Source organism: Aeromicrobium sp. S22 (assembly GCF_009661045.1).
Lineage (GTDB): Bacteria > Actinomycetota > Actinomycetes > Propionibacteriales > Nocardioidaceae > Aeromicrobium > Aeromicrobium yanjiei.
In genome coordinates this window covers 619965-644513 of the sequence record NZ_WJWV01000001.1, presented here as the reverse complement: position 1 = coordinate 644513, position 24549 = coordinate 619965, and the positions used below count along the sequence as shown (strand labels likewise).

General features: G+C 70.0%; 29 protein-coding genes. 5 read left to right on the top strand and 24 right to left on the bottom strand.

Annotated elements, in window-relative coordinates:
• Positions 1 to 13 precede the first annotated feature (13 nt).
• The 9 genes from GEV27_RS03185 to GEV27_RS03145 all read right to left on the bottom strand — a co-directional run bounded on the left by GEV27_RS03185 (position 14) and on the right by GEV27_RS03145 (position 5882).
• A complete protein-coding gene (locus GEV27_RS03185; protein ID WP_153654448.1) occupies positions 14 to 454 on the bottom strand; it encodes an SRPBCC domain-containing protein in 441 nt (146 codons plus the stop codon).
• A gap of 36 nt (positions 455 to 490) precedes the next feature.
• Positions 491 to 1363, bottom strand: a complete 873-nt coding sequence (locus tag GEV27_RS03180) for an NAD(P)H-hydrate dehydratase (RefSeq protein ID WP_153654449.1) — start codon at positions 1361 to 1363, stop codon at positions 491 to 493.
• Positions 1353 to 2078, bottom strand: coding sequence for a histidine phosphatase family protein (locus GEV27_RS03175; RefSeq protein WP_153933454.1), 726 nt, complete (start codon positions 2076 to 2078; stop codon positions 1353 to 1355). Before GEV27_RS03175 ends, GEV27_RS03180 begins: the two co-directional genes overlap by 11 nt.
• A 93-nt stretch (positions 2079 to 2171) precedes the next feature.
• A complete protein-coding gene (locus GEV27_RS03170; protein WP_309222003.1) occupies positions 2172 to 2702 on the bottom strand; it encodes a DUF3618 domain-containing protein in 531 nt (176 codons plus the stop codon).
• Positions 2699 to 3103 carry a phage holin family protein gene (locus GEV27_RS03165; RefSeq protein ID WP_208430735.1) on the bottom strand — a complete coding sequence of 135 codons (405 nt, stop codon included), beginning with the start codon at positions 3101 to 3103 and terminating at the stop codon, positions 2699 to 2701. Before GEV27_RS03165 ends, GEV27_RS03170 begins: the two co-directional genes overlap by 4 nt.
• On the bottom strand, positions 3100 to 3807 hold the full coding sequence (locus GEV27_RS03160; protein ID WP_153654452.1) for a hypothetical protein: 708 nt from the start codon (positions 3805 to 3807) through the stop codon (positions 3100 to 3102). Before GEV27_RS03160 ends, GEV27_RS03165 begins: the two co-directional genes overlap by 4 nt.
• Before the next feature lie 28 nt (positions 3808 to 3835).
• Positions 3836 to 4030 (bottom strand): hypothetical protein, encoded by a 195-nt coding sequence (locus tag GEV27_RS03155; RefSeq protein WP_153654453.1) that lies wholly within the window; start codon positions 4028 to 4030, stop codon positions 3836 to 3838.
• Positions 4027 to 4890 (bottom strand): manganese catalase family protein, encoded by an 864-nt coding sequence (locus GEV27_RS03150; RefSeq protein ID WP_153933452.1) that lies wholly within the window; start codon positions 4888 to 4890, stop codon positions 4027 to 4029. The genes GEV27_RS03155 and GEV27_RS03150 overlap by 4 nt, the downstream gene beginning before the upstream one ends.
• 212 nt (positions 4891 to 5102) lie before the next feature.
• A complete protein-coding gene (locus GEV27_RS03145) occupies positions 5103 to 5882 on the bottom strand; it encodes a sigma-70 family RNA polymerase sigma factor (RefSeq protein WP_153654455.1) in 780 nt (259 codons plus the stop codon).
• Positions 5883 to 6206: 324 nt separating this feature from the next.
• Here GEV27_RS03145 and GEV27_RS03140 point away from each other — a divergent pair, with 324 nt between their 5' ends.
• Together GEV27_RS03140 and GEV27_RS03135 are read left to right on the top strand one after the other, a co-directional pair.
• Complete coding sequence (locus tag GEV27_RS03140) at positions 6207 to 6419, top strand: hypothetical protein (RefSeq protein WP_153910026.1); 213 nt, start codon at positions 6207 to 6209, stop codon at positions 6417 to 6419.
• A gap of 57 nt (positions 6420 to 6476) precedes the next feature.
• Entirely contained in the window at positions 6477 to 7160 is a 684-nt protein-coding gene (locus GEV27_RS03135) for a GAF and ANTAR domain-containing protein (protein ID WP_153654457.1), read from the top strand.
• Positions 7161 to 7169: 9 nt separating this feature from the next.
• Here the strand turns inward: GEV27_RS03135 and GEV27_RS03130 are convergent, their stop codons facing one another.
• The 4 genes from GEV27_RS03130 to GEV27_RS03115 are packed head-to-tail and all read right to left on the bottom strand — an operon-like array spanning position 7170 to position 10477.
• A complete protein-coding gene (locus tag GEV27_RS03130) occupies positions 7170 to 7673 on the bottom strand; it encodes a DoxX family protein (protein ID WP_153933451.1) in 504 nt (167 codons plus the stop codon).
• Complete coding sequence (locus GEV27_RS03125) at positions 7670 to 8527, bottom strand: dioxygenase (protein ID WP_153910023.1); 858 nt, start codon at positions 8525 to 8527, stop codon at positions 7670 to 7672. The genes GEV27_RS03130 and GEV27_RS03125 overlap by 4 nt, the downstream gene beginning before the upstream one ends.
• Positions 8514 to 9329: a citryl-CoA lyase gene (locus GEV27_RS03120; RefSeq protein WP_153910022.1), complete on the bottom strand. Its 816-nt coding sequence runs from the start codon at positions 9327 to 9329 to the stop codon at positions 8514 to 8516. Before GEV27_RS03120 ends, GEV27_RS03125 begins: the two co-directional genes overlap by 14 nt.
• Positions 9326 to 10477, bottom strand: coding sequence for a CaiB/BaiF CoA-transferase family protein (locus GEV27_RS03115; protein ID WP_153933450.1), 1152 nt, complete (start codon positions 10475 to 10477; stop codon positions 9326 to 9328). The genes GEV27_RS03120 and GEV27_RS03115 overlap by 4 nt, the downstream gene beginning before the upstream one ends.
• Positions 10478 to 10647: 170 nt before the next feature.
• On the opposite strand from GEV27_RS03115, the gene GEV27_RS03110 reads away from it, so the two are divergent.
• Together GEV27_RS03110 and GEV27_RS03105 are read left to right on the top strand one after the other, a co-directional pair.
• Entirely contained in the window at positions 10648 to 12129 is a 1482-nt protein-coding gene (locus GEV27_RS03110) for an amidohydrolase family protein (protein ID WP_153933449.1), read from the top strand.
• A 39-nt stretch (positions 12130 to 12168) separates the two neighbouring features.
• Positions 12169 to 12969, top strand: coding sequence for an IclR family transcriptional regulator C-terminal domain-containing protein (locus GEV27_RS03105; protein WP_309222002.1), 801 nt, complete (start codon positions 12169 to 12171; stop codon positions 12967 to 12969).
• 3 nt (positions 12970 to 12972) lie between these two features.
• On the opposite strand, the gene GEV27_RS03100 is transcribed toward GEV27_RS03105, so the two are convergent.
• From GEV27_RS03100 to GEV27_RS03080, 5 genes are all read right to left on the bottom strand, one after another.
• Entirely contained in the window at positions 12973 to 13716 is a 744-nt protein-coding gene (locus GEV27_RS03100) for an MBL fold metallo-hydrolase (RefSeq protein ID WP_153910019.1), read from the bottom strand.
• Positions 13713 to 14300, bottom strand: a complete 588-nt coding sequence (locus tag GEV27_RS03095; RefSeq protein ID WP_153933448.1) for a hypothetical protein — start codon at positions 14298 to 14300, stop codon at positions 13713 to 13715. The genes GEV27_RS03100 and GEV27_RS03095 overlap by 4 nt, the downstream gene beginning before the upstream one ends.
• A gap of 11 nt (positions 14301 to 14311) precedes the next feature.
• Positions 14312 to 15445 (bottom strand): zinc-dependent alcohol dehydrogenase, encoded by a 1134-nt coding sequence (locus tag GEV27_RS03090; RefSeq protein WP_153933946.1) that lies wholly within the window; start codon positions 15443 to 15445, stop codon positions 14312 to 14314.
• A 97-nt stretch (positions 15446 to 15542) separates the two neighbouring features.
• Positions 15543 to 16238: a hemolysin III family protein gene (locus GEV27_RS03085; RefSeq protein WP_194944112.1), complete on the bottom strand. Its 696-nt coding sequence runs from the start codon at positions 16236 to 16238 to the stop codon at positions 15543 to 15545.
• Between the two features lie 77 nt (positions 16239 to 16315).
• Entirely contained in the window at positions 16316 to 16831 is a 516-nt protein-coding gene (locus GEV27_RS03080) for a hypothetical protein (protein WP_153910017.1), read from the bottom strand.
• A 127-nt stretch (positions 16832 to 16958) separates the two neighbouring features.
• Between GEV27_RS03080 and GEV27_RS03075 the strand changes: the two genes are divergently transcribed.
• Positions 16959 to 18290, top strand: coding sequence for an alpha-hydroxy-acid oxidizing protein (locus GEV27_RS03075; protein WP_153910016.1), 1332 nt, complete (start codon positions 16959 to 16961; stop codon positions 18288 to 18290).
• Between the two features lie 6 nt (positions 18291 to 18296).
• On the opposite strand, the gene mnhG is transcribed toward GEV27_RS03075, so the two are convergent.
• From mnhG to GEV27_RS03045, 6 genes are read right to left on the bottom strand one after another with little or no spacing between them, the layout of a single operon-like run.
• Positions 18297 to 18662 carry a monovalent cation/H(+) antiporter subunit G gene (mnhG, locus tag GEV27_RS03070; RefSeq protein WP_153654469.1) on the bottom strand — a complete coding sequence of 122 codons (366 nt, stop codon included), beginning with the start codon at positions 18660 to 18662 and terminating at the stop codon, positions 18297 to 18299.
• A complete protein-coding gene (locus tag GEV27_RS03065) occupies positions 18659 to 18937 on the bottom strand; it encodes a monovalent cation/H+ antiporter complex subunit F (protein WP_153933447.1) in 279 nt (92 codons plus the stop codon). The genes mnhG and GEV27_RS03065 overlap by 4 nt, the downstream gene beginning before the upstream one ends.
• Positions 18934 to 19521: a Na+/H+ antiporter subunit E gene (locus GEV27_RS03060; RefSeq protein ID WP_153654471.1), complete on the bottom strand. Its 588-nt coding sequence runs from the start codon at positions 19519 to 19521 to the stop codon at positions 18934 to 18936. Before GEV27_RS03060 ends, GEV27_RS03065 begins: the two co-directional genes overlap by 4 nt.
• Positions 19518 to 21212, bottom strand: a complete 1695-nt coding sequence (locus GEV27_RS03055) for a Na+/H+ antiporter subunit D (RefSeq protein WP_153933446.1) — start codon at positions 21210 to 21212, stop codon at positions 19518 to 19520. Before GEV27_RS03055 ends, GEV27_RS03060 begins: the two co-directional genes overlap by 4 nt.
• The gene (locus tag GEV27_RS03050; RefSeq protein WP_153654473.1) at positions 21209 to 21643 is read right to left on the bottom strand and encodes a Na(+)/H(+) antiporter subunit C; all 435 of its coding nucleotides are present in this window, start codon (positions 21641 to 21643) and stop codon (positions 21209 to 21211) included. Before GEV27_RS03050 ends, GEV27_RS03055 begins: the two co-directional genes overlap by 4 nt.
• A complete protein-coding gene (locus GEV27_RS03045; RefSeq protein ID WP_153910015.1) occupies positions 21640 to 24516 on the bottom strand; it encodes a Na+/H+ antiporter subunit A in 2877 nt (958 codons plus the stop codon). Before GEV27_RS03045 ends, GEV27_RS03050 begins: the two co-directional genes overlap by 4 nt.
• Positions 24517 to 24549 lie beyond the last annotated feature (33 nt).

The window sequence follows — 24549 nt, the reverse complement described above, 5'->3', positions numbered from 1 at the left end:
GCCGTGCTCCTTGTCAGGACGCGGGGCGGTTCTCCGCGATGTAGGCGAGGCGGCGGAGCGTCTCGGTGTTGCGCCACTTGAGCGTGAGGCCCTTGATCGGCTCGGGGACGAGGACTCCGGGTCCGGCCACGGCCTGCTCCCGGATCTCGACCTCGGTGTGGGCACCGGAGGGCTTGAGCTCGATGACGACCTCCGCCTCGCCGATCGGCCAGCCGCGTGCCCGCAGCCGGATCATCCGCTGGGGGTCGACCTCCAGCACCTCGCTGTTGTCGTCGATCAGCGCGGGCCAGACGCCCACCGAGTGGTGGATCAGGCTGCCGACGGCGGGCCAGCTCTCGTCCACGTCACGCACGCGCGAGGCACCCACCACCCACAGCGGGTACGTCCAGCCGTCGGCCAGCACGTTCCAGACGTTCTCGGGCGAGGTGTTGATGATGCGAGTGTTGACGCTCATGGGTGGGGACTTACCCCTCGACGCGCGGCGTAACCTCTACCCCTCGAGCTCAGCCAGGATCGGAGCGATGCCGTCGACGATCTCGCGGGCGAGATAGCCCGTGCGACCGTGCTGGACGGACAGCCGCTGGCCGGCGGCGGCGTGCACGTAGACGCCCCAGCTCGCCGCCTGCGCCGGCTCCGCACCACGGGCGAGCAGACCGGTGATCACGCCTGCGGCCGCGTCGCCGCTGCCGGAGGTGCCAAGACCCGAGTCCGCGGTCTCCTCGCGCCACACCGAGCCGCTCGGGTCCGCGACGTGCCCGAACAGGGAGACCACGCAGTCGTACGTGCGGGCGATCTCGATGGACTCCTCGTCGAGGTCGTCGTTCAGGTCGCGGTCGAGCAGGCGCGCTCCCTCGCCGGTGTTCGGGGTGAGCACCGGGTGGACCTTGCGCCCCTGCAGCAGAGAGCGGCGCTGCGACAGGGCTCCCAGGGCGTACGCGTCGACGACCAGACGGGTGTCGGGCTCGATCACGTCCATCACCGCCTCGAGCAGGGCGCCGGTCTCGTCGATGTCGACCAGGCCCGGGCCGATCAGGACCACGTCGGCGCCGCGGACCAGGCCCTCGAGCTCCTCGTCCATCTGACCGCGCACGGCCCCGCGCTCGGTCTCGGGGAGGCCGACGACCAGCGCCTCGGGCACCGCGATGCTGAGGGCCGCCGCGGTGCTCTCGGTCGTCGCGAGCTGCAGCTTGCCGGCCCCGGCCCGCAGCGCGGCGATGCCGGCCAGGAGCACGGCGCCGGGGGTCGAGCGGGAGCCGCCCAGCACGAGCACCGTGCCGCGGGAGGACTTGTCGCCCTCGGGACGGGGCAGCGGCCAGGACCGCAGCCGTCCGGGGGTGAGGGTCACTGCTTGGTCATCGCTCATCGGCCGGATCCTCCTTGGTGGGTTCGGCTGCACTGTCGTCCTGCACGTGCGACACGTCGTTGAAGGTCTCGCGGCGCCAGGCGCCACGGCCGCCGGTCCAGCTGCTGAGGGACGCATTGCCGATCGGCGACTTGGCCGCCTCCTCGATCAGCTCGGGCTCCTCGAGGTCTTCCAGGACGTAGCGGACGAGGGTCACCACGACGTCGTGCGCGAACAGCAGGACCCGGCCTCCGGGGTGGTCCTGCTCGATCTCGCGGAGGACGGCCCGAAGCCTCAGGGCCACGTCCGCCCAGGACTCGCCGCCGGGCGGACGGTAGTAGAACTTGCCGTGCCGGGTGCGGCGCTCGGACTCGGCCGGGAAGGAGGCACGGATCCCCTGCGCGGTGTGCAGGTCCAGCACGCCGAGGTCGCGGTCGCGCAGCCGCTCGTCGACCCGACGAGGGACGCCGAGCCCCTCCATCGCGATCTCCGCGGTCTGCCGCGCGCGCAGGAACGGCGAGGTGATCACCAGATCGGGCCGCTCATCGGTCGGCAGGTCATGCATTCGCCGGGCGAGGCTCTCGGCCTGACGCCGGCCGAGATCGGACAACGGCACGTCGGCCTCGCGCTCCGCGACGTCGATCAGGTCGAGACCGTCACGCGCCGCCGATGTGGCTGCCACGTTCGCGGTGCTCTCGCCATGCCGCACCACACCGATCCACAGTTCGTCCCCCATGCGTCCACACCCTCGTCGTCGTTGGTGCTCCGCACGTACCCGCGTCGGCGACTTCCATGCCTGTCGGTCGCCGACGCGGGTGGGCGGTGGTGACTACGAGACGTCGTTGCGGACGCCCTCGGCGGCCGACTGTCCCTCGTCCTTGACGTGCTGGGCGGACTGGGTGGCCGTGTCCTTCACCTCGGAGGCGGCCTCGGCGGCCTTCCCCTTCATGTCGTCGCCGACCTCCTGGGCCACCGACTTCGCGTGGTCGACCAGGGGCTGGCCCTGCTCCTTCGCGGTGTCGACGGCCTGGTTGGCGAGCTTGGCCTCGGCGTTGCTGGCGGGCAGCAGCGACGAGACGAGCCACCCGGCACCGAACGCGATGAGTCCGGCGGCGAGGGGGTTGCCCTCGGTCCGGCGCGAGACGGAGCCGGCCGTGTCCGACAGGCTGTCGACCGCGGACCCCGAGGCGTCCGACGCCGAGCCGGCCACCCCCATCACGCTGTCCTTGGCACCGGTGATCCGGCCCTTGACGCTGTCGACGCGACGGCCCACGACCCGACTCGGGCTGACCCGGTCGGCGAGGGCGTCGAAGTTGCGCGACAGATCCTCACGCGTGCTCTCGATGTCTTGCTCGATCACTTCTGGTTCTTTGCCCATTGGACATCCTCCTTGAGGGTTTCTTGAGTCCGGTCGAGTGCCGGGTTGACGGTCTTCATCTGTGCGCGACCCATCACGGCGAGGACCGCCGCGCCGATGGCCCACACGGCGAACACGATGAGGGCGGCCCACTGCAGGTCCATGCCCTCGCCGAGCAGGAACATCACGCACAGCGACAAGAAGAGCAGCGCGAAGTAGCCCGCCACGGCCGCTCCGCCGAGCAGCCCGGCCCCCTTGCCGGCCTTGGCGACCTCGGCCTTGGCCTCGGTCTTGGCCAGGTCGAGCTCGGAACGGACCATGTTGCTGAGGTCCGAGGCGATCTCGCCGACGATGTCACCGATCGACCGCTGGTCCTCGGCGGTCGGCGGCGTCTGCTCCGTCACTGTCGGCCCCCGGTGTTCTGACCGCCCGGCGCGAAGTCCGAGCTGGTGATGGGGTCGCCGGTCGGCGGCGCGTACGTCGGGGCGGGCGTCGGCGTCGCCGCAGGCGTCGCTGTCGGTGCCGACCCGGAGTCCGGCGTGGCCTTCGCGCCGCGGGTCAGACGCCCTGCGAGGACGCCGACCACGGCGGAGCCGGCGAGGAAGGCAGCCGGACGGCGACGGGCGAATCCACGCACGTCCTCCACCAGGTCCATCGGCTGGCGACCTTCCAGGTGTGCGCTGAGCTGGTGGGTCTTGTCGGCAAGCTGCTGCGCGATGCCGGTGACGGTGCCGTTGGCATCCGAGCCGGTGACCATGCTGTCGAGCTCGTCGGCCAGCTCGCCGAGCTTGGTCGCGAGACCCTTCAGCTGGGTCTTGGACTGCTCGTCGACCTGGCTCTTGAGGTCCGCCAGCAGGTCGGCGGCCTTGTCCTTGGCCTCCGAGGCGACCTTGGTCGCCTCTTCCATCGCCGTGTCCGCGACGCTCGAGGCGTGCTCGGACGCGCTGCCGAGAGCCTCCTGCGCGGTCTCCTTGGCCGACGACCCGGATCCGGTCGTGGACGTGAGACCCGTGTCGTGGGCGAGCTCGTCACCGATCGGCGACGAGGACTCCGGCAGATCTGTGCTGGTTGCGAGAGGGTTGGTCTCTCCGTACGAGGGTGTGGTCATGCGTCCTCCGTGTTGATGTGGTGGTGCCTCACCCGTGGGCCACGGGTGAGCGGAGCCGGGCTTCGTACGTCGTCAGTCGCGCGAGCGAGCAACGAGCGCGGTAGACGCCGCATCCTGCGAGCGCGATCGCCATGACGATCCCCACGCCGCCGGCTGCGAGCAGCAGCGACACGAGGAGCGTCGTGACGAGAACGCTGAAGAAGCCGTCGCCCACCCGGCTCATTTCAGGGCGTCCTTGGCCTTGTCGATCAGGCCTCTGGTCTCCATGAGCGGGTTGGTGCCGTACAGGCGGGGATCGCCCGGCGCCAAGTCGGTGTGCTCGCCGTGTGCCTGGATCAGCGCGCTCTGGAAGTCGCCGCGGCCGTCGGGGGCCGGGCCGCTGGCCCAGCGTCCCTCGGTGGCGGCCTCGCCGTCCGAGGCCTGGATGAACACGCGGGAGAACTCGTCGAACTCCTCCTCCAGCGGGAACGCCTCGGGGACGGGCAGCCCGTCGAGGCCGTCGGCCTTGAGCTCCTCGATCGCCGACAGCCACTGCATCTGGTGCATGTGGTCGCGCGTCGTGAGGAAGCGGATGAGGTCCTTCATGCCCGGGTCGTCGGTCATGTGGAACAGGCGAGCGACCTGGAGCCGGCCCTGCATCTCGGCCGTGACGTTGAGGTGGAAGTCGGCCATGAGGTTGCCGCTCGCCGTGACGTACGCGCCTGACCACGGGATGCCGTTGCTGTCGTGCGGGTAGGCGCCGCCGCCGTTGACGATGGTGTGCTGCGGGTTCTGGTGACCGAACTCGGCCGCCTGCGTCGAGCCCGTGGTGTCATCGGCGGCCATCGGGGGCGCCTTGTCGAGCAGCTGGTCGATCGCGGTGACGATCATCTCGACGTGGCTGAGCTCCTCGGTGCCGATCGCCATCAGCATGTCCTTGTACTTGCCGGGCAGACGGGTGTTCCAGCCTTGGTAGAGGTATTGCATCGCGACGGTCATCTCGCCCCACTTGCCGCCCAGCACCTCCTGGAACTTCCGGGCGAACGCGGGGTCCGGCGCCTCAGGGCGCGCAGCGAACTGGGGTGCCTTCTGGTGCGTGAACATCTACGACTCCTCGGGTCTCGGGCGCTGTGTGCTCCCGGTAGAGACCACCTACCCGACCCCACGCGACCTGAGACATCTTTTTCTCTGCAATTCCAAGCAGTAGTTGCCACTTTCGGCAGGGGGCAACCCGGTCGGGCCTAGGCCCGACCGGGGTGTGGGAGGAGATCGTCTCGGCCGCCCTCAGCGACTCCTCGTGGCAGTCGTCGTCACCGTCATCCGGCCTTCGCCGTCTGCTCGACGTCCATGTCGTCGATCGCGAGCCGCAGGCGCGTCAGGACGCGGCGCAGCTCGCGCGAGACCTGGACCTGGGTCTTGCCCAGCCGGTCGGCGATCTGGCGCTGCGTCAGGTCCTCGAAGAATCGCAGCCGGAGCAGCTCTCGCTCCTGCAGGCTCAGATCGGCGCACGCCCCGGCCGTGGCCAGGCGCTCCTCGGCGAGGACGAAACCGCCGTCCTCGACCGCGACGTCGAGTCCGCCCGCGGTGTCATGGCCCGGCACCGGCGCGTCGAGCGAGGTCGGTGTGAAGCAGCTGCGGGCCGCCGCGGCCTCCTGCACCTCGGCGGGCGAGACACCGAGGTGCTCGGCAAGAGTCGCGACGGACGCGGCCCCGTCCATGTGCTGGAGGTGAATCGTTGCCGCCGACAGGCGCGCCTGCAGCTCCTGGACCGAGCGGGTCGGGCGGATCGTCCAGCACGAGTCCCGGAAGTACTTCTTGATCTCGCCGAGCACCGTGACCGAGGCGTAGCCCAGGAACGATCCACGGCCGGGCTCGTACCTGCGTATCGCCCCGAGGACCGCAGCGTCGGCCACGGCTCGGAGGTCGTCGAGCTCCGCGCCGCGGTTGGCGTAGCGGTGGGCGATGCCCCACGCGAGCGGCCGGCAGCGGGTGATGACCTCACCCTCGAGCAGCTCTCGCCTGGCGTGGTCCGACGCCACCTGGGCGTCGACCACGAGGGAGCAGAGGTCAGCGTCGTCGTGGATGGTCTGGATCATGGCGCGTCCTGGAGAGTTCGCAGGTACCGGCTCATGTCTAACCGTGGACGGCTGGTTGCTCCGTCAGGGGGGTGCGTACCCCTACCCGGCACAGTTCAACCGGGTGTGATCGAACCGACTTCGGACCCTGTCCCCGCGGGGACGCCTTGGGTAGGACGGAAGACGTCCCCCACCCGCCGACCCGAGGAGGCACCCATGAAGTCGTTGAGCGTCCAGTCGCGCCGCATCGAGCACCTCCCCCTCTTCACCCGTGGGGAGGATCCGTCGACGTCCCGGGCATGAGCGCCCGCCACCACTCCCGCCTCCCGGCTGATCGGGGCCCCGATGTTCCTCATGCTCTACACGCTCATCGCCCTGGCGCTCAGCGCCCTCGTGACCACTGCGCTCGTCATCCTGATCGGTGACCTCATGGAGCGGCGGCGCGACCCACGCCGCGGACTCCCGACCTACCGGCGGATCCGACGCGACACCCACACGGCGCTCGACCTGTGCCGTCGGGCGCTTCGCCGCGACGGGGCCGGCACCCCCGACGACTGACCCTCGATTCAAGGTGGCGAACCCGGGTACGGGGGGCGAGATCAGTGAGGAGACCACATGGACGTCGCACGCATGCTGGCCGACATGGCCCTCGAGCTGGAGCAGGACGGCAACCCCACCACGATGCTCGACCGTGTCAGCCACTACGCCCGGCTGGCCGTCGGTGCCGAGGATGCCGGGATCATGCGCGTGCGGAGTCGGAAACTGGTCGAGACCCCCTCCGCGACGTCCTCCCGGGTCGACCAGGCCCACCAGCTGCAGGCGGCCTTCGACCAGGGCCCCTGCCTCGATGCGATCAAGGGACGCGCGACCTATCGCTCCGATGACGTGGCAAGCGATCTGCGGTGGCCCCAGTGGGGGCCGGCCAGTGCCGAGCTCGGGATCCGGTCGACCGTCGGCGTCCGGCTCGCCACCCGCGAGCGCGGCTTCGGATCGCTCAACGTGTACGCGGACCGGCCGAGTGCGTTCACCCCGGCGGACGAGCAGATCATCGAGCTGCTCGCGGCCCACGCGACGGCCGCCTATTCCGCGGCCGATCGTGCCGAGGGCCTGTCCAGCGCCCTCGACTCGCGCACCACGATCGGGCAGGCCCAGGGCATCTTGATGCAGAAGTTCGACATCGGCTCCGATGCCGCCTTCGACTTCCTCAAACGGATCTCCCAGCACGAGAACAAGCGCCTGCACGCGGTGGCCGAGGCCATCGTCGTCCAGACCGATTCGAACGCCCGCCCCACCGACTGACCGGATGGGTCACCCGGCCCGCATGCCTGCCGACCTGCGGACCAGCACCGGGACCGCCGCCAGCACCCCGATCGCGATCGCAGCCCACGGGACCCACCGGTCGTACGTCCACCCGAGCGCGTGGTCCAGCGAGAGGTCGCCGGGTCCGGTCAGCACCAGGACCGCCGCGACGCACGCGTACACGAGCGCGACCTCGTAGCCGCCGAGGTGCGCCCACAGGCCCTTCGAGAAGTTCGCGGCCGCCGCGACGATCATGGTGCCGATCGCCACCGCCCCGCCCAGCGGGGTGAGCAGCCCGAGCGCGAGAAGGGTGGCGGCCACGGTCTCGGACACGCCGGCCATCAGCACCATCGGACGTCCCGGGCGGAAGCCGAGCGTCTCGAACAGCGTGCCGGTCCCGGCCACGCCCATCCCGCGGAACCATCCCAGCAGCTTCTGGGCGGCGTGGCCGAGGAGCAGCAGCGCGATCAGCAGCCTCAGGACGAGCAGTCCGAGGTCGAGCGTCTCGGTCATGACCGTTGCAGCACGAAGTCGAACTCCGCCGTGACGAACGGACGGTCGAAGGAGGTGCCGTCGGGGGCCGTGCCGCCCGCGTGCGTCGTGAACGGGGTGATCAGCGCCTCTTTCGTGCCGAACACGACGTCGGAGTCGATGTAGCGGGTGCCCTCCTCGAAGATGTGCGTCACGAGCCGCTCGTAGCCGTCCTCCTCGAGCAGGAAGTGGATGTGCGCGGGCCGGTAGTGCGCGATCTGTGTCCGCGAGATCAGGTCACCGACCGGGCCGTCCATCGGGATCGAGTAGCCGAGCGGGACGATGCTCCGCACGCAGTAGGTCCCGTCGTCACGGGTCGCGAACTTGGCCCTCAGGCGGGCCTCGTCGAGATCGGCGATCTGGGACTCGTACAGGCCGTCGGCGTCCGCCTGCCACACGTCGAGCACAGCACCGGCGATCGGTGAGCCGTCGACGGACCTGACCGTGCCGGTCACGAAGAACGGCACCCCCTCGATCCCGTCCGACATGTCGTGGCCGTACGGGACCGTCGGCGAGCCGTCGATGTGGAACGGCCCGAGCACCGTGGCCGGTGTCGCCGCATCGTCGAAGCGGTGGTTCATCTGCACCACGAGCATGCTGAGGCCCAGGACGTCGGAGGCCAGGATGAGCTCCTCGCGCTTCTCGTCGCTGATCTGGCCCGCCCGGGTCAGCCACTGCATCGCGGCCATCCACTCGTCCTCGGTGAGCCTCACCTCGCGCGCGAAGTCGTGCAGGTGCTGGACCAGTCCCGTCATCAGCTCGGCCAACCGCGGAGACTCGGCCGTGCCCCAGCGCTGCGTGGCCAGGTCGGTGATGTTGTCCTCAGTCGCGAACATCGGATTCTCCGTTCTCGGGTTCGACAAAGACGGCGTTGTTCTCGATCAGCAGGTAGGCGTCCATCGCCATGGGGCGCCGGCGCTCCTCTGCGATCTGGCCCAGCAGGCCGGCCGTGCGCGCCAGCAGGGCGAAGCCCCGCAGCAGCTCGACCGGCAGGTCGAGGTCCGCCAGCGCCGCCCCCACGACACCCGCGCCGTTCAGCACGAGGCGCCGGCCGAGGATCTCGGGGTGCACCCGACCGATCGCGAGGAACAGCCGCAGGTGAGGACCGTAGGTCCCCTCCTCCTGAGCGATCCGCACCAGCGCAGGGGTCCGGGGGTCCTCGTCCTTGTGCACCGGGTGCCCCAGGCCGGGGATGATGGCCTTGCGGGCCCGTTCGCGGGTGACGACGTCCCGCGCCACGGCGTCCCACTCCTCGTCGGTGCCCGGATGCGTCTCGAGCGCGTGGATCTCGCGGTCGAGGAACTGACCACAGTCCTCGGTGACGCCGAGGAAGCGCGATCCCCCGCCCAGCAGGCCCGCTGCGAGAGCGCCCTGCAGGGAGTCCGGCGCGCTCAGGTAGGTCATGCGGGCCGCGATCGCCGTCGGGGTGAAGCCGTGGTCGGCGAGGGCGAGCAGACAGGCGTCGAACACGCGGACCTGGCCCGGCGTGGGGCGCTGCTGGGTCACGAGCCAGAACGCCATCTCGCTGAACCCGACCTGTCCCATCAGCTCGGTGCCGAGATCGTGTCCCAGCAGCGAGATCGTGGACGTGGTCGACATACCCAGCGAGGTGGGGAAGGACGGCACGGAGTCGGTCATCGGGGTCCCCTCGCCCAGGCGCGGATGTCGTCGCCGTGCTGGTCCAGGTCGGGCGGCGCCAGGTCGTAGCGCGCTGCGTCGCGGGAGAACGTGATCGGGTTGCGGATGCTGGGCACGGAGCCCTCGCCCACCTCGACCACCGGGTCGAGCCCCAGCGACCGGGCGAACTCGACGCCCTCGGCGATCGTGTTGATCGGTCCGGCCGCGACTCCCGCCTGCACGAGCGCCTCGAACCACTCAGCCTTGGTCCGCTCCCCGAGCCGGGCCTCCAGCAGGGGCCGGAGCTCGTCCCGGTTGGCGGTCCGGTCCTGGTTGGTCGCGAACCGCGGGTCGTCCGCGAGCTCGGGCGCCCCGAGGGCCGCACACAGCTTGACGAACTGTCCGTCGTTGCCCGCGATGATCACGATGTCGCCGTCTGACGCCGGCAGCGGCTCGTACGGGAACAGGCTCGGGTGGGCGTTGCCCATGCGGTGCGGCACGGTGTCCCCCGCGGCGTACGCGCCGGTCTGGTTGACCAGCCCGCTCATCGCCGACGAGAGCAGGTTGACCTCGATGTGCTGCCCGTGCCCGGTGGACTGTCGCGCGTGCAGAGCGGACAGGATGCCGATCAACGCGTGCATCCCGGTCATCACGTCGAACACCGAGATGCCCGCCCGGTACGGGGGCCCGTCGGGCGAGCCGGTGAGGCTCATGAGCCCCGAGATCGCCTGCACCATCAGGTCGTAGCCCGGGATGTGCGCGCCGTCGCCCGCACCGAACCCGCTGATCGAGGCGTAGACCAGCTCGGGGTTGCCGGCCGCGACCGTCTCGTAGTCCAGACCGAAGCGTGCGAGCCCGCCCGGTTTGAAGTTCTCGACCATGATGTCCGCCCGTGCGGCGATCTCCCGCGCGACGTGGAGGTCCTCCTCCTGGCGCAGGTCGAGAGCGATCGAGCGCTTGTTGCGGTTGATGCTCAGGTAGTAGGTGGACTCGTCCCCCCGGGTCGGCGGCATCCAGGTCCGCGTGTCGTCACCGTGCGGGCCCTCGATCTTGATGACGTCCGCCCCGAGATCCGCCAACAGCATCGTGGCGTACGGGCCGGCGAGGATGCGGGAGAAGTCGGCCACGACGAGGCCGCTCAAGGGCCCTCCGGACGGACTGGCTGCCATGGGGTTCCCTTCGATAACGGACGAGTGTCCGTTTAATGTGCGCGACAACCCGTCCCTTGTCAAGACGGAATTCTCGCGCCTCACCCCTTGACATGTGATACAGGCCACAGGAAATATGGACAGATCATTCCTGCAACGGACAGGCGTCCGCTGCCGCTCGAGAGGTTGCCATGACCGCTTCCACCACGCCGATCACGCCCGACTCGGTCGGCGACCGCGCCCTCGTCTTTCGCGGTGCCACGATCCTCACGCTCGACGACAGCGGGACGGTGCTGGACGATGCCGACCTCCTGGTGGTCGGCGAGCGCATCGAGGCCGTCGGCCCCCAGCTCGCGGTGCCCGACGGCACGATCGAGATCGATGCGCGCGGCGGCATCGTCATGCCCGGCATGATCGACACGCACCGTCACATGTGGCAGACCGCGATGCGTGGCTACGGCGCGGACTGGACCCTGACGCAGTACTTCGTCTGGTACTACCTCGAGCACGGCAAGATCTTCCGCCCCGAGGACGTCTACGCCGGCAACATCCTGGGCGCGCTCGAGGCCCTCGACGCAGGGGTCACGACCACCGCGGACTGGTCACACGGCCTGATCACCCCCCAGCACGCAGATGCCGCGATCGATGCCCTGGAGGACACCCCGGGCCGCTTCGTGTTCGGTTACGGCAACCTCCACGCCGGACCGTGGGAGTGGGCCACCAGCCCCGAGTTCAAGGACCTGCACGCACGACGGCTGCACGGCAAGGGCGACATGCTCGGCTTCCAGATCGCCTTCGACGTCACCGGCGACAAGGACTTCCCCGAGAAGGCGGCGTTCGAGGTGGCCCGCGAGCTGGGCGCCCCCGTCACGACGCACGCGGGGGTGTGGGGCGCGACCAGCGACGAGGGCATCCACCTGATGCACGACCACGGCTTCATGACGCCCGAGACGGTGTACGTGCACTCCGCGTCGCTGGAGCACGACTCCTACCAGCGGATCGCGGCGACCGGCGGCTCGGTGTCCGTCGCGACCGAGAGCGAGCAGAGCGCCGGGCAGGGATATCCCCCCACCTGGGTGCTGCGCGCGCACGACATCCCGGTGTCGCTGTCGATGGACACGAGCGTGTGGTGGAGCGCCGACCTGTTCAGCGCGATGCGCTCGACCCTGGGCGCCGACCGGTCGCGCATGCACCTCGAGGCGCACGCCCAGGAGGAGACGGTGACGCACAGCCACCTGCGCGCCGAGCACGTCGTGCGCTGGGCGACCCGCGGCGGCAGCCAGGCGCTCGGCCTCGACCACGCGGTCGGCAGCCTGGAGCCCGGCAAGAAGGCCGACGTGGTGCTGATCAAGAACGACCGCTCCCCCGCGATGTTCCCGATCCTCAACCCGTACGGGCACGTGGCGTTCCAGGCGCAGCGTGCCGACGTGCACACGGTGTTGGTCAACGGACGGGTCGTCAAGAGCGAGCACGAGCTCGTGGGGGTCGACCTGGACAAGGCGAGGCGTGCAGTCGACGAGAGCGTGGAGTACCTGCGCTCCACGTTGGGCGAGGACGCCTGGCAGCAGGGCATGAACCCCGACATCCCGGAGTCCACGGTCCTCGACAACCCGTACACCTACACTGATCACCGCGACGCGTCCACGCACGACCGCGTCGGGGACCAGGTGTGACGGCAGCGCCGACGAGGCGAGAGGGGACGACGGGCAGTGGTGACACGAGGCACGGGGCCGGACTTCATCGAGTCGGTCGCTCGCGGCTTCGACGTCGTCAAGGCCTTCACCCCCCAGTGCCCCACCCTCACCCTGTCGGAGGTGGCGGCGCGCACCGAGCTCTCCCGGCCGACGGCACGGCGGATGCTCCTCACGCTGATCGAGCTGGGGTACGTCCGGGAGTCCCAGACCGGCTTCTCCCTGACCCCCCGGGTGCTCGACCTCGGCCTGACGTACATCCAGGCCCACGGGCTGTGGGACCTGGCCCGACCCCATCTCGAGTCGCTCGTGGCGCAGACCCACCAGTCCTCGTCGATCGCGCAGCTCGACGGCTCGGACATCGTCTACGTCGCGCGGGTCGCGGTGCCCAAGATCATCTCGCTCGCCGTCTCGATCGGCACCCGGTTCCCGGCCACCTCGACGTCCCTGGGGCGGATCATGCTGGCCGATCTCAGCCCGGCCGAGCTCGAGGCGGCGTTGTCCCAGCCGAGCCGCTCGGGCATCGAGCCGCGGCACGAGCCGGGCGAGGACGAGCTGCAGGCGATCCTCTCCCAGACCCGGGCCCGCGGCTGGGTGCTGACCGACGAGCACCTCGCCGGGGGCATCCGCTCGATCGCGGCCCCGATCCGCGACGGGAGCGGGACCGTGATCGCGGCGGCCAACGTCACGGTCCATGCGGCAGAGGTCTCGGTCGAGGCCCTGACCGATGACTTCCTGCCGCTGTTGATCCGCACGGCCGGAGACATCAGCGCCGACGTCGCGCGGATCGACCAGATCCCCCGGGTCATCGCACCGCGCTGAACCTCAGGCGATGTCGGCGGCGCGCGCCGCTGCCGACGCCTCGGCCGCTCCGCCCGTCCACGGCACGCCGTGCCCCGTGAGCACGACCCGGGCGCCGGAGGCACCGATGCGGGTGAGCGACTCCTTCGCGGTGGCGGCGTCGTGCGTCCCGCCGCGACCCACGACCCGCGGTCCGGTGCGTCCCGAGTAGGGATCGAGCGTCACCAGGGCGTCCCCCGTGAAGATCACGTCGTGCGACGGCACGTGCAGTGCACAGTGCCCGTCGGTGTGCCCGGGCGTGTGGATCACGGTCGGCCGACCGGGCAGGTCCAGCGTCTGGCCGTCCACGAGCGCGTGGCTCGGCTCGACGCCACGCACCCGCAGCGCGCCGGCCGCGGCCATGCTCGACAGGTGCGGCACCGAGCGGGGGTGGAGGAAGGGATAGACCAGCCGGGGACGCCCCGGGTGGTAGCGGTACGGGTGACGCACGATCCGCTGGTCACCGGGGTGCACCCACACCGGAACGTCGTGCTCCGCGACCGCGCGCGCCAGGATCCCGACGTGGTCGAAGTGTCCGTGGGTCAGCACGAATCCGGCGACATCGTCCCAGCCACGGCCGATCCGGTCCAGGACCTGCGTCGTCTCGTCCCACATCCTCGGCAGGCCGGCGTCCACGATCGTCACCGCACCACCGTCCTCCAGGACGTACAGGTTGGTGCTCGCGACCGCGACCAGGTGCACGCCGGGCACGACGTCCATCGTGATCATGCGGAACCGTCCGGACGCCTTCTCCCCCGGGCCAGGCGGCGCAGCGCCCGGACGGCGACCGTCCCGGTGACGACCCAGGGCCCGGCCACGAGGATCGGGTCGATCCACTGGTGCCACGTGTCGACCCGGTGGCCCGCGCGGCGCGAGGCGAGGCCGTGGTGGGTGAGCTCGGAACGGATCCCGGTCTCGGTCAGCGGATTGTCGGGGCGGGCGGTCAGCAGCGAGCGCAGGTGGCTCTCCACCGCGTCCACCCGGTCCGCGCCCAGCAGCAGGAGCCAGTGCGCCGCGCGCGCCTCGCTGAACCGGGCGTACGAGTAGCGGCGAATGACTCCGGACAGCCCGCGCAGCGGGGCCGAGGTGCCGAACACCGGCGGGAGCATGCCGTGCTCGATCGACCGCTCGCGGAAGCCGTGCGACTCCTGGCGCTCGGGGAACTCCCAGTGGGCACCGGAGTCGAGATCGCGCCGCTCCTGCGGAAAGGCCGGACGGTCGGCGGGATCCAGGTCGACGCCCCACCCGGGGATCTGGGCGCGCAGCTCGTCGCTGGTCCGGGCGAGCGGCGGCTTCTGTGCGGTGTAGGTCATGACGGCACCTCTCAGCTCGGGACGATGACGGGCTTGATGACGTTGTCGAGCTTGGCCGAGAAGATGTGATAGCCCTCGGCGATGTGCTCGAGCGGGATGTGGTGGGTGATGATGTCGCTCGGCTTCAGGTGCCCGTTGCGGATGTGCTCGAACAGGCGGGGCCACTGCCGCTTCGCGGGGCACTGGTTCATGTTGAGCGTCAGGCCCTTGTTGAGCGCGTCACCGAACTTCACGGCGCTGAACATCGGACCGTACGCCCCCATGACCGAGACCGTGCCGCCCTTGCGCACCGAGTCGATCGCCCAGTTGAGGGCGATGGGCGATCCGCCCTGCAGCTTGAGCTTGGCGGACGTCACGTGCTGGAGCAGGTTGCCGTCGGCCTCCGCGCCGACCGCGTCGATCACGACGTCCGCGCCGAGATGGCCGGTCGTCTTCTTCATCTCCACCACGATGTCCTGGTGCTCGGCGAAGTTGAACGTCTCGGCGTGGGCGAACTCGCGGGCCTTCTCGAGCCGGTAGTCCAGGTGGTCGATCACGATGACCCGTCCCGCCCCCATGAACCACGCGGACTTGGCCGCGAACAGGCCGACCGGTCCGGCACCGAACACCACCACGGTGTCGCCCTCCACGATGTCACCGAGCTGGGCGCCGAAGTATCCGGTGGCGAGCGCGTCGGTGCACAGCAGCGCGTCCTCGTCGTCCATCCAGTCCGGGATGCGGGAGGGGCCGACGTCGGCGAACGGCACGCGCACCAGCTCGGCCTGACCGCCGTCGTAGCCGCCGCACGTGTGCGAGTAGCCGTAGATGCCGCCGACCGCGGTCGCGTTGGGGTTGACGTTGTGGCAGTTGGAGTAGAGGCCGCGTGCGCAGAAGTAGCAGGACCCGCAGTAGACGTTGAACGGCACCATCACCCGGTCACCCGGGGACAGGTTCTCGACCGACGGGCCGACCTCCTCCACGATGCCGATGAACTCGTGGCCGAAGGTGTGGCCGACTCGCGTGTCGGGCATCATCCCGTGATAGAGGTGCAGGTCGGATCCGCAGATCGACGCCATCGTCACGCGGACGATCGCGTCGTTGGGGTGCTCGATCCTCGGGTCCTGCTTCTCCTCGACGCGGACCTTGTAGGGCCCCCGGTAGACCATTGCCTTCACGAGTCGCTCCTTCTCCCGGGTCCCGGGGCCTTGGACGTTGCGGTGCCAATACCCCGATGTCCGGTGCGTGAACACCTCGTCGCAGGGATCAGCCCTGCGTGTGCAGCAGCACGCCGACGCCGAGGCAGTGCGCCGCGAATGCCGCGACCGTCAGGCTGTGGAAGACCTCGTGGTAGCCGAAGAACGCGGGCGAGGGGTCCGGCCGCTTCGTGCCGTACACGACCGCACCTGCGGTGTAGAGCAGACCGCCTGCGGTCAGGAGGAAGAGCACCGTCGGCGATGCGGCGTCGACGAAGTCGCCTGCGAAGATGACCGGCGCCCAGCCGAGAAGCAGGTAGAGCGGGGCGTTGGACCAGCGCGGGGCGTCGACCCAGAAGATCTTGAACGCGATGCCGAGCGCTGCGCCACCCCACATCGTGGCCAGGAGGATCGCGGCGCGCTGCTCCGAGAGCAGCATGAGCGCGAACGGCGTGCTGGATCCGGCGATGAGGACGAAGATGTTGGCGTGGTCGATGCGCTTGAGCAGGCGCAGGTGGCGGGGGGACCACGTGCCGGTGTGGTAGACCGCGCTGCAGGTGAACAACAGCAGTGCACTCACCATGTACACCGCGACGCCCAGGCGATCGCGGGTGGTGTCGGCCACGACCAGCATGCCGAGGAGGGCGATGAAGGCAAGAGGTGCCGTCGCCGCGTGGAGCCATCCGCGCAGGCGCGGCTTGATCTCGGCGACGGTGTCGACCAGCTGGTCGTGCATGGTGCTGGGGACATGACGCGTGTGGGACATCGCGGCTTCCTTCGGATGGATGGACGAGGCGGGCCGGCGTCTCCAGGAGAGACGCCGGCCCGCACTAGGGATGTGGCTCAGTTGCCGGAGTGCGTTCCGTCGTTCGTGCGGTGGTCGCCGTCCTGACGGTGCTCGATGTCGCCCTCGGGCTCCATCGCGAGCAGGAACGAGCCGACGGCCCAGACCAGGGCGCCGATCAGACCGACGTACACGCCGATCTCGGTGTCGAAGCCGGCCTTGCGCTCAGCGCCGCCGGGAACCTCGAGCAGGTAGGACAGGGACAGACCGATGGCGGCGATGCCCGCAGCCATCGAGGACAGGGACAGTCCGCGGTGCTGGCGACGGGTCGCACGCTTCGCGGCGTACAGCAGGGCTGCGGCGAAGCCGATGCCCAGGTAGGCCGTGAACGGGATGACGGTGTCGGCCTCGTAGCCGCTGAAGCTCTTGTCATCGGTGTTGATCCAGGCGAGGAACGTCGCGATGACGAAGATGACGACACCCGCGGTCGCGATGTACGCACCCTTGGGGTCCGCGCGGTGCGGATCGTAGGTGTGGGCCCGGTTGGCGTTTGATGTGTTGCCGTGACTACTCATGAGTAGGAGATACCTGCTGGGACGAGCTCTATTCATCTGGCTCTCAGGTTGGGCTGAGAACTGGGTCACACCCCCCCGATGCGTACAGTCGTCCCACCGCCTTGCCCGCTGTCTCGAAGGATGCCTCATGTCGCAGCTGCACGAACCCCGCTCCACGACCGGCGCCCCGCCCGCAGAAGGGGTCGGTCGCTCCCGTCAGAGCGCGATCTACCGCGAGGGCGTGCTGGGCCGCCGGCCTGCGGTGCCGACGGACTTCGCCGAGCTGGAGCGGCGGGCCGCGAAGGCGTCCTCGGCCAAGGCGTGGGCGTACGTCGCGGGCGGCGCCGGCGAGGGCCGCACGATGCGCAACAACCGGGCGGCGTTCGACCGCTGGGCCGTGGTGCCGCGGATGGCCCACGGGCAGGCGACCCGGGACCTGTCCGTCGACCTGTTCGGCACCCGGCTGCCGACGCCGCTGCTGCTGGCCCCGGTCGGGGCCGGTCAGCTCATCGATCCCGACTGCGACCTGCACGTCGCGAGGGCGGCTGCCGCCACCGGCGTGCCGTACGTCTTCACCAACCAGGGCGGCACCCCGATGGAGGAGACCGCCGCGGCGATGGGCGGCGGGCGGCACTGGATGCAGCTCTACTGGAGCACCGACGAGGACCTGGTCGACAGCCTCATCACCCGCGCAGAGGCCAACGGGGCGGAGGCACTGGTCGTCACGTTGGACACGACGCTGCTGGGCTGGCGGCCGCAGGACCTCAACCTGGGGTCCTTGCCGTTCGCGCAGGGCAAGGGCATCGGCCAGTACACGTCCGACCCGCGGTTCCTGCAGATCGTCCGCGAGCGCATCGCGGCCGCCAAGAGCTCGGGGACCAAGCCCGACACGACGATCACGCTCGGGGCCGTCAAGTCGCTCATCTCGATGACTCGGCAGCACCCCGGGACCTTCTGGTCCAACCTGCGCTCGCCCGAGCCGCGGGCGTCCGTCGAGACGTTCCTGGACATCTACTCCAACCCCGGACTGAGCTGGAGCCACCTCGAGACCCTGCGGGAGCGCACCCGGCTGCCCGTCGTGCTCAAGGGGATCCTGCATCCCGACGACGCCCGTCGGGCGTTCGACCTGGGCGTCGACGCGATCGTGGTCTCCAACCACGGCGGACGTCAGGTGGACAGCTCGATCGCCTCGCTCGACGCGCTCATCGCGGTGCGCGAGGCGATCGGCCCCGAGCCGACGGTCCTGTTCGACAGCGGCATCCGCACCGGGGCTGACGTCTTCATGGCGCTGGCCCATGGGGCGGACGCGTGCCTGCTCGGTCGGCCGTACATGTACGGCGTCGCCCTGGCCGGTCAGGCCGGAGCCGAGGCCGTGATCTCCAACGTCCTCGCCGAGCTCGACCTGACGATGGCCCTCACCGGTGCGACCCAGGCCCGGGACATCTCCCCGGACCTGGTCGTGGCCAACCCGTCGCGCTGAGCCCGGTCACGGCTCGCCGCGGGAGGGCCCCTCGTAGTCGTCGTTCGCGAGGTCGTTGACGACGAGGTCGTCCACCCGCAGCTGGCCGGCACGGTAGGACGCGCGGGCGACCATGTGGTTGGCGACGGGTGTCGTGAGCATCTGGAACAGCCCGATCAGCACGAGCAGGCCGATCGTGCCGGGGTCCCGCAGCCGCAGCCCCAGGCCGAGCAGCATGAGGAGCAGGCCGAGCACCTGCGGCTTGGTCGCGGCGTGCATGCGGCTGAGCAGATCGGGCAGCTTCAGGACGCCGACCGCGGCGATGAGACCCAGCAGCGCGCCCAGCAGGAAGCACACCGCGGCAGCGGCGTCCGCGACGTCGGTCCAGCTCACGAGGGGTCCTCCTCGATGTCGTCACTGCCTTGGGTGAACCGGGCGATGCTGACCGAGCCCACGAACCCGAGGAGGGTCAGCACCAGCAGGAGCGGCAGGGTGAAGGTGTGGCGGCCGTACGCCGCCTCGATCGCGAGGCCGCAGATGCCGAGGGCGACGAAGACGTCCAGGGCCACCGCGCGGTCGAGCACCGTGGGCCCCATGGTCATCCGGGCGACAGCGCACACGGCACCGATGAGCAGCATCGCTGCCGCGATGAGCAGGGCGATCGTCATCGGGCTCCTCCCGGGACGGGCGTGGCGTCGTCGAGATGATCGACGTGATGGCCCAGGGCACGGACGAGCCGGGCCTCCTGGTCGAGGACCCGCTGGCGGAAGTGGTCGGCACCGGCCTCGTCCCCGACGTCGAGGACGTGCAGGAACAAGGTGTGCGTCGAGCGGCGGGCCTCGATCACGATGCTGCCGGGAATCAGGCAGGTCATCTCGGCCACCACGGTGAGGACGAAGTCCGACGGGGTCCGCAGGTTCACCGCGACGACCGCGTTGCGCGGCGGCCGGGAGGGCCGCACCACGACCCACGCCACCTGCACGCTCGACACGATGACGTCGATCGCGAACCGGACGACCAGCCACACCAGCGCCACCGGACGCACGCGCACGTCGAGCCGCAACGGCGGCAGCGGGAACACGAAGCAGGCGATCACCGCGACGACGAAACCGCCGAGGACCGTCAGGACGGAGATGTGACCCCAGAGCACGACCCACACGAGTGTCAGCCAGAGCAGGACGGGCAGCTGCAGCGACCGGTAGCGAGCAGGGCGGACCTGGCCGTTGCGACGGGTCTTCAGCTTGGGGCTCATCGGCTGCCCCCGTCCAGGACGGCCTCGAGGTAGGGGGTGCGCTGCATGAGGTCGGTCGCGGCTCGGTCGGTGTAACCGAACATCGGCCCGGCGACGAGCGTGAAGACCACGCTGAACCCGATCAGCGCAGCGGTGGGCAGCACCATCGAGCGGGGCAGGCGCTCGGGCAGCGCGCCGTCCCGCAGCAGCTGGTAGAGGTCACGGTCCGGCGCGTCCTCGTCGCGCACCTGACGCGCCTCCTCAAGGTCCGAGGTCGCGTACGCCGTGCCGCCGGAGTGGACGTGGCCGCGGTGGCGGACCATCGTGACGGTCGGGTGCAGCGCATCGGCCTCCTCCCCGGGGCTCGGCAGCGCCTGCGCGGTCTCGTGCGCCTGCTCGGGGGTGCGCCAGAACGCGATCGCCCAGGTCTTGGCCACTGCGTACAACGTCAACAGGCTCGTGACGACGCCGCCGATCACGAGGGTCACGGCGAGGGGGGTGCCCACGTCGAGCCCGGCCTGGAGCAGACCGATCTTGCCCAGGAAGCCCGACAACGGCGGGATCCCGGCCAGGTTCATGGCAGGCACGAAGAACAAGATGGCCAGCACCGGGGAGAGCCGGGCGAGACCGCCCAGACGCAGCAGCGAGGTGCTGCCGGCCCGACGCTCGATGAGGCCCACGACCAGGAAGAGGGCGGTCTGGATCGTGATGTGGTGCGCGACGTAGAAGACCGCTCCGGAGACTCCCGCCTCGGTGGCCAGGCCGATGCCGAAGATCATGTAGCCGATGTGGCTGACGAGGGTGAACGAGAGCATGCGCTTGATGTCGGACTGCGCGATCGCGCCCAGGATGCCGATCACCATCGTGATGAGCGCTGCCCACATCAACAGGTTCGTCAGAGGGCTGTCCGGGAACAGCAGCGTCTGGACGCGCAGAATCGCGTAGACGCCGACCTTGGTGAGCAGTCCTGCGAACACGGCCGTCACCGGCGCGGGAGCAGTCGGATAGCTGTCGGGGAGCCACAACGAGAGCGGGAACACTGCCGCCTTGACCGCGAACGTCACGAGCAGCAGCAGCTGCAGGGTGAGGCTGACCGAGTCGGGCAGGTCCTGGATGCGTTGCGCGAGCTGGGCGAAGTTGAGGCTTCCGGTGGCCGCGTACACCGCGGCGATCGAGATCAGGAACAGCGAGGACGACAGCATGTTCACGACGACGTAGATCGTCCCGGCCCGGATGCGCGTCTCGGTGCCGCCCAGGGTCAGCAGCACGTAGCTCGCGAACAACAGCATCTCGAAGCTGACGAAGAGGTTGAACAGGTCGCCGGCGAGGAAGGCGTTGGAGACGCCGGCCACCAGCACCAGGAACGTCGGGTGGTAGATCGAGACCGGCGCCTCCCGCTCGTCGCCGGTCATGCCCTGACCGATCGAGTAGACGAGGACCACGAGCGTGACGACCGCGGAGACCAGGAGCATCAGCGCGGAGAGCCGGTCGGCGACGAGGCTGATGCCCAAGGGCGGCGTCCAGGCGCCGAGCCAGGTGACCTGGGGCCCGTACTGATCGGCCCGGTACAGGAGCACCGCGGCGATCACGACCACGGCGACGAGCACCGCGAAGCTGACCCACCGCTGGGCCTTCGGCCAGCGGGACAGCATCAGCGTCGCGCCGGCTCCGAAGAGCGGCAGGATCACGGGCAGCGGGACCAGGTAGTTCATGCGCCCTCCTCCGTCACTTCGTCGTCGTCCTGGCCGCCGGTGGCCAGGTCGTGGCTGTCCGAGGCCTCGTCAGCAGCCGCGAGACGGCGGATCGAGGCGTCCTCGACGTCGTCCTGGACGTCGTCGTTGGCATTCAGCTGCCAGCTGCGGTAGGCCATCGCGAGCAGGAACGCCGTCGTGGCCAGGGCGATCACGATCGCCGTCAGCACCAACGCCTGGGGCAGCGGGTCCGCCATGTCGGCCACGTCGGTCTTGCCCTCGATCGGGGCGTCGCCCGCGCGTCCCCCGGCGATGAGGAACAGGATGCTCACGCCGTTGCCCATGAGGAGCAGGCCCGCCAGCACCCGGGTCAGGCTCCGCTCGAGGATCAGGTAGACGCCACACCCGATGAGCGCGGACGCCGTCAGGATCAAGCTCACGTTGGTGCTCACAGGCGGACCTCCTGCTCGGCGGCGCGTTCCTCGCGCAGGATCTGACGGTCGATCCGGGCGCCGAGGGCACGCAGCAGGTCGAGCACCAGACCCACCACCACCAGGTAGACCCCGATGTCGAAGAAGGTCGACGTGACGAGGTGCAGCTCACCCAGGACCGGCACCTCGAGGTCGATCAACGCGCTCTGCAGCACGGCACCCCCGAAGGCGAGCGGCGCGAGGCCCGAGGCGGCCGCGATGAACAGGCCCGTGCCCATCAGGACGCCGGCGTCGATCGGTGCGGCCTCGTCCAGCTCGTACCGCCCGCCCGCGAGATAGCGGACCATCAGCGCCAGACCGGTCACCATGCCGGCCGCGAATCCGCCACCGGGCAGGTTGTGACCCGCGAGGAGCAGATAGATCCCGAAGACGATGAGCACGGGGAACAGCAACCGGGCCACCACCTCGAAGATGATCGAGCGGCGGTCCGGCGGCAACGTCCTCGGCCCCGGCAGCCACACGCGCCGCCCCGGAGCGGTCGGGATCTTGTCGACGGACGCGGGGTACGGGATGTCGTACACGCGGCGGATGCCGGACATCCGCGTGTCGAGGAAGATCAGGCTCGCCACACCGGTGGCCGCCGCGACCAGCACGGAGATCTCCCCGAGCGTGTCCCACGCCCTGATGTCGACGAGGATCACGTTGACGATGTTGTGGCCGCCACCGAACTCGACGACCTCGTCCGGATAGCGCTTCGAGATCGGGTCCGCGGTGCGGGAGCCGGTCGTGACGAGCATGACCAGGGCGACCGTGGCGCCGACGGCCGCACCCAGCGCCATGCGCAGGTAGCGACGCGGCGACAGGGGGCGATCGGTGAAGTGCGACGGCAGCCGCCGCAGCACCAGCACGAAGATGACCAGGCTGGTCGTCTCCACGAGGACCTGGGTGAGGGCGAGGTCCGGGGCACCGTGCAGGACGAACAGCATCGCCGTGCCGTAGCCGGTGACGCCCACGAGGATGACCGCCCGCAACCGTCGACGCGACCGTGCCGCGAACAACGCCGCCAGCACGATGATGACGCCCACGACGGCCTGCGCGGGGGTGTCCCAGCGCACCACCTCGATGGGCTCGTCGAGGGCCATGAGCACAGCGGTGCCAGGGAGAAGCAGCACCACCAGGAGGATGATCGCGAGGTACGCCGCGACGGAGCCTCGCTGGGTCAGGCCGGTGGTCTCCACCGCGAGACGGTCGACCGTGCGCATCACGATTCGGTAGCCGTCGTCGGCGGTCCAACGCGGCGACACGGCGGTCTGCAGCCGGCCGAAATCGGCCCGGCGCCAGAAGATCGCGACACCGAGGACGACCGCGACGACCGAGAACGCCAGCGGCAGCTCGAAGCCGTGCCAGAGGGCGAGCTCGGTGTCGTGCGAGCCTTCTGGGAACTGGTGCGTGTACGGCTCGAACGCGTGAGTCAGCGCCGGCCCCGCGAAGCCCAAGGCGATCGTCAGCGCGGCCAGGACCACGGGGGCGAAGAGGAAGCCGCGCGGCGTCGGCGCGAACAGCGTCTCGGGCGCGTCGGCCTTGTGGGCGAACGCACCCCAGAGGAACCGCACCGTGTAGGCCACGGTGAGCACGGTGCCGAGGATCACGCCGACCAGGACGAGGACGGCCGCGAGCGGGGAGAGATCGGCCCGGTCGTGGGAGGCGTCCAGCAGGGAGCCGAAGACGCTCTCCTTGGCGACGAAGCCGAGCAGGGGCGGCAGCCCGGCCATCGATGCCCCTGCGACCAGGGCGGTCACGAACAGGACGGGCGCGGACTTCCCGACGCCCGACAGCAGGCGCAGGTCACGCGTGCCGGCCTGGTGGTCGATGATGCCGACCACGAGGAACAGGGTCGCCTTGAACAACGCGTGGGCGAGCAGCATCGCCACGCCGGCGAGCGCCGCTGCCCTCGTGCCCACGCCGAACACCACGATCAGGAAGCCGAGCTGGCTCACCGTGCCGTAGGCGAGGAGGAGCTTGATGTCGTACTGGCGCAGGGCGCGCCATCCGCCCAGAAGCATCGTGCCGATGCCGAGCACGAGCACCATCTCGTGCCACCCCGCGATGCCGGCGAACGCCGGCGAGAGCAGTGCGACGAGGTAGACGCCGGCCTTCACCATGGACGCGGCGTGCAGATAGGCGCTGACGGGGGTCGGAGCGGCCATCGCGCCCGGCAACCAGAAGTGGAACGGGACCAGAGCCGACTTGCTGAGGGCACCGACCAGGAGCAGGGCGACCGCGACCGCAGCGGCCGTTCCGGTGGGCGGGTCCGCGAGGATCTCGCTGATGCGATGCGTCCCGGCGTCCTGGCCGAGCACGAGCATGCCCACGAGCATGGCCAGGCCGCCCAACGTGGTGACGATGAGCGCCTGCATCGCGGCCTGGCGGCTGGCCCGCTTGGCCGGGTCGCTGCCGATCAACAGGTAGGAGAAGACAGTGGTCAGCTCCCAGAACACGTACAGGACCAGCAGGTCGTCACACAGGACGAGTCCCAGCATCGAACCCGCGAACGCCACGAAGGTGCCCGCGAAGGACGGCAGTGCGGGGTCGTCGTCGGAGAAGTACCAGGCGCAGTAGCCGAGCACCAAGGCCCCGATGCCCGTCACGATCAGCGTCATGAGCCATTGCAGCGCTCCCATGTGGAACGCCAGGTCGACGCCGAGGCTGGGCACCCAGCTGAGCACGGTGGTGGGGCCCTCGCCGTCCCGGACGCTGCCGGTCTGGCTGAGCGCCCAGCCGAAGCTGACCAGTGGGACCACAGCGAGAACGAGGAACGCTCGGCTGCGAAGCACGGAGATGAGCCACGGAGCGATCGCTGCAGCCAGGAAATGTGCGGCGATCAGCGGGATCAACGAATGCTCCTCCAGGTTGGGCCGGGGGTGTCC

Excerpts from the sequence above, each read along its gene's own strand:
- GEV27_RS03185 (WP_153654448.1), bottom strand. The coding sequence starts at position 454 with ATGAGCGTCAACACTCGCATCATCAACACCTCGCCCGAGAACGTCTGG.
- GEV27_RS03180 (WP_153654449.1), bottom strand. The coding sequence starts at position 1,363 with ATGAGCGATGACCAAGCAGTGACCCTCACCCCCGGACGGCTGCGGTCC.
- GEV27_RS03175 (WP_153933454.1), bottom strand. The coding sequence starts at position 2,078 with ATGGGGGACGAACTGTGGATCGGTGTGGTGCGGCATGGCGAGAGCACC.
- GEV27_RS03160 (WP_153654452.1), bottom strand. The coding sequence starts at position 3,807 with ATGACCACACCCTCGTACGGAGAGACCAACCCTCTCGCAACCAGCACA.
- GEV27_RS03155 (WP_153654453.1), bottom strand. The coding sequence starts at position 4,030 with ATGAGCCGGGTGGGCGACGGCTTCTTCAGCGTTCTCGTCACGACGCTC.
- GEV27_RS03150 (WP_153933452.1), bottom strand. The coding sequence starts at position 4,890 with ATGTTCACGCACCAGAAGGCACCCCAGTTCGCTGCGCGCCCTGAGGCG.
- GEV27_RS03145 (WP_153654455.1), bottom strand. The coding sequence starts at position 5,882 with ATGATCCAGACCATCCACGACGACGCTGACCTCTGCTCCCTCGTGGTC.
- GEV27_RS03140 (WP_153910026.1), top strand. The coding sequence starts at position 6,207 with ATGTTCCTCATGCTCTACACGCTCATCGCCCTGGCGCTCAGCGCCCTC.
- GEV27_RS03135 (WP_153654457.1), top strand. The coding sequence starts at position 6,477 with ATGGACGTCGCACGCATGCTGGCCGACATGGCCCTCGAGCTGGAGCAG.
- GEV27_RS03130 (WP_153933451.1), bottom strand. The coding sequence starts at position 7,673 with ATGACCGAGACGCTCGACCTCGGACTGCTCGTCCTGAGGCTGCTGATC.
- GEV27_RS03125 (WP_153910023.1), bottom strand. The coding sequence starts at position 8,527 with ATGTTCGCGACTGAGGACAACATCACCGACCTGGCCACGCAGCGCTGG.
- GEV27_RS03120 (WP_153910022.1), bottom strand. The coding sequence starts at position 9,329 with ATGACCGACTCCGTGCCGTCCTTCCCCACCTCGCTGGGTATGTCGACC.
- GEV27_RS03115 (WP_153933450.1), bottom strand. The coding sequence starts at position 10,477 with ATGGCAGCCAGTCCGTCCGGAGGGCCCTTGAGCGGCCTCGTCGTGGCC.
- GEV27_RS03110 (WP_153933449.1), top strand. The coding sequence starts at position 10,648 with ATGACCGCTTCCACCACGCCGATCACGCCCGACTCGGTCGGCGACCGC.
- GEV27_RS03100 (WP_153910019.1), bottom strand. The coding sequence starts at position 13,716 with ATGATCACGATGGACGTCGTGCCCGGCGTGCACCTGGTCGCGGTCGCG.
- GEV27_RS03095 (WP_153933448.1), bottom strand. The coding sequence starts at position 14,300 with ATGACCTACACCGCACAGAAGCCGCCGCTCGCCCGGACCAGCGACGAG.
- GEV27_RS03090 (WP_153933946.1), bottom strand. The coding sequence starts at position 15,445 with ATGGTCTACCGGGGGCCCTACAAGGTCCGCGTCGAGGAGAAGCAGGAC.
- GEV27_RS03085 (WP_194944112.1), bottom strand. The coding sequence starts at position 16,238 with ATGTCCCACACGCGTCATGTCCCCAGCACCATGCACGACCAGCTGGTC.
- GEV27_RS03080 (WP_153910017.1), bottom strand. The coding sequence starts at position 16,831 with ATGAGTAGTCACGGCAACACATCAAACGCCAACCGGGCCCACACCTAC.
- GEV27_RS03075 (WP_153910016.1), top strand. The coding sequence starts at position 16,959 with ATGTCGCAGCTGCACGAACCCCGCTCCACGACCGGCGCCCCGCCCGCA.
- GEV27_RS03065 (WP_153933447.1), bottom strand. The coding sequence starts at position 18,937 with ATGACGATCGCCCTGCTCATCGCGGCAGCGATGCTGCTCATCGGTGCC.
- GEV27_RS03060 (WP_153654471.1), bottom strand. The coding sequence starts at position 19,521 with ATGAGCCCCAAGCTGAAGACCCGTCGCAACGGCCAGGTCCGCCCTGCT.
- GEV27_RS03055 (WP_153933446.1), bottom strand. The coding sequence starts at position 21,212 with ATGAACTACCTGGTCCCGCTGCCCGTGATCCTGCCGCTCTTCGGAGCC.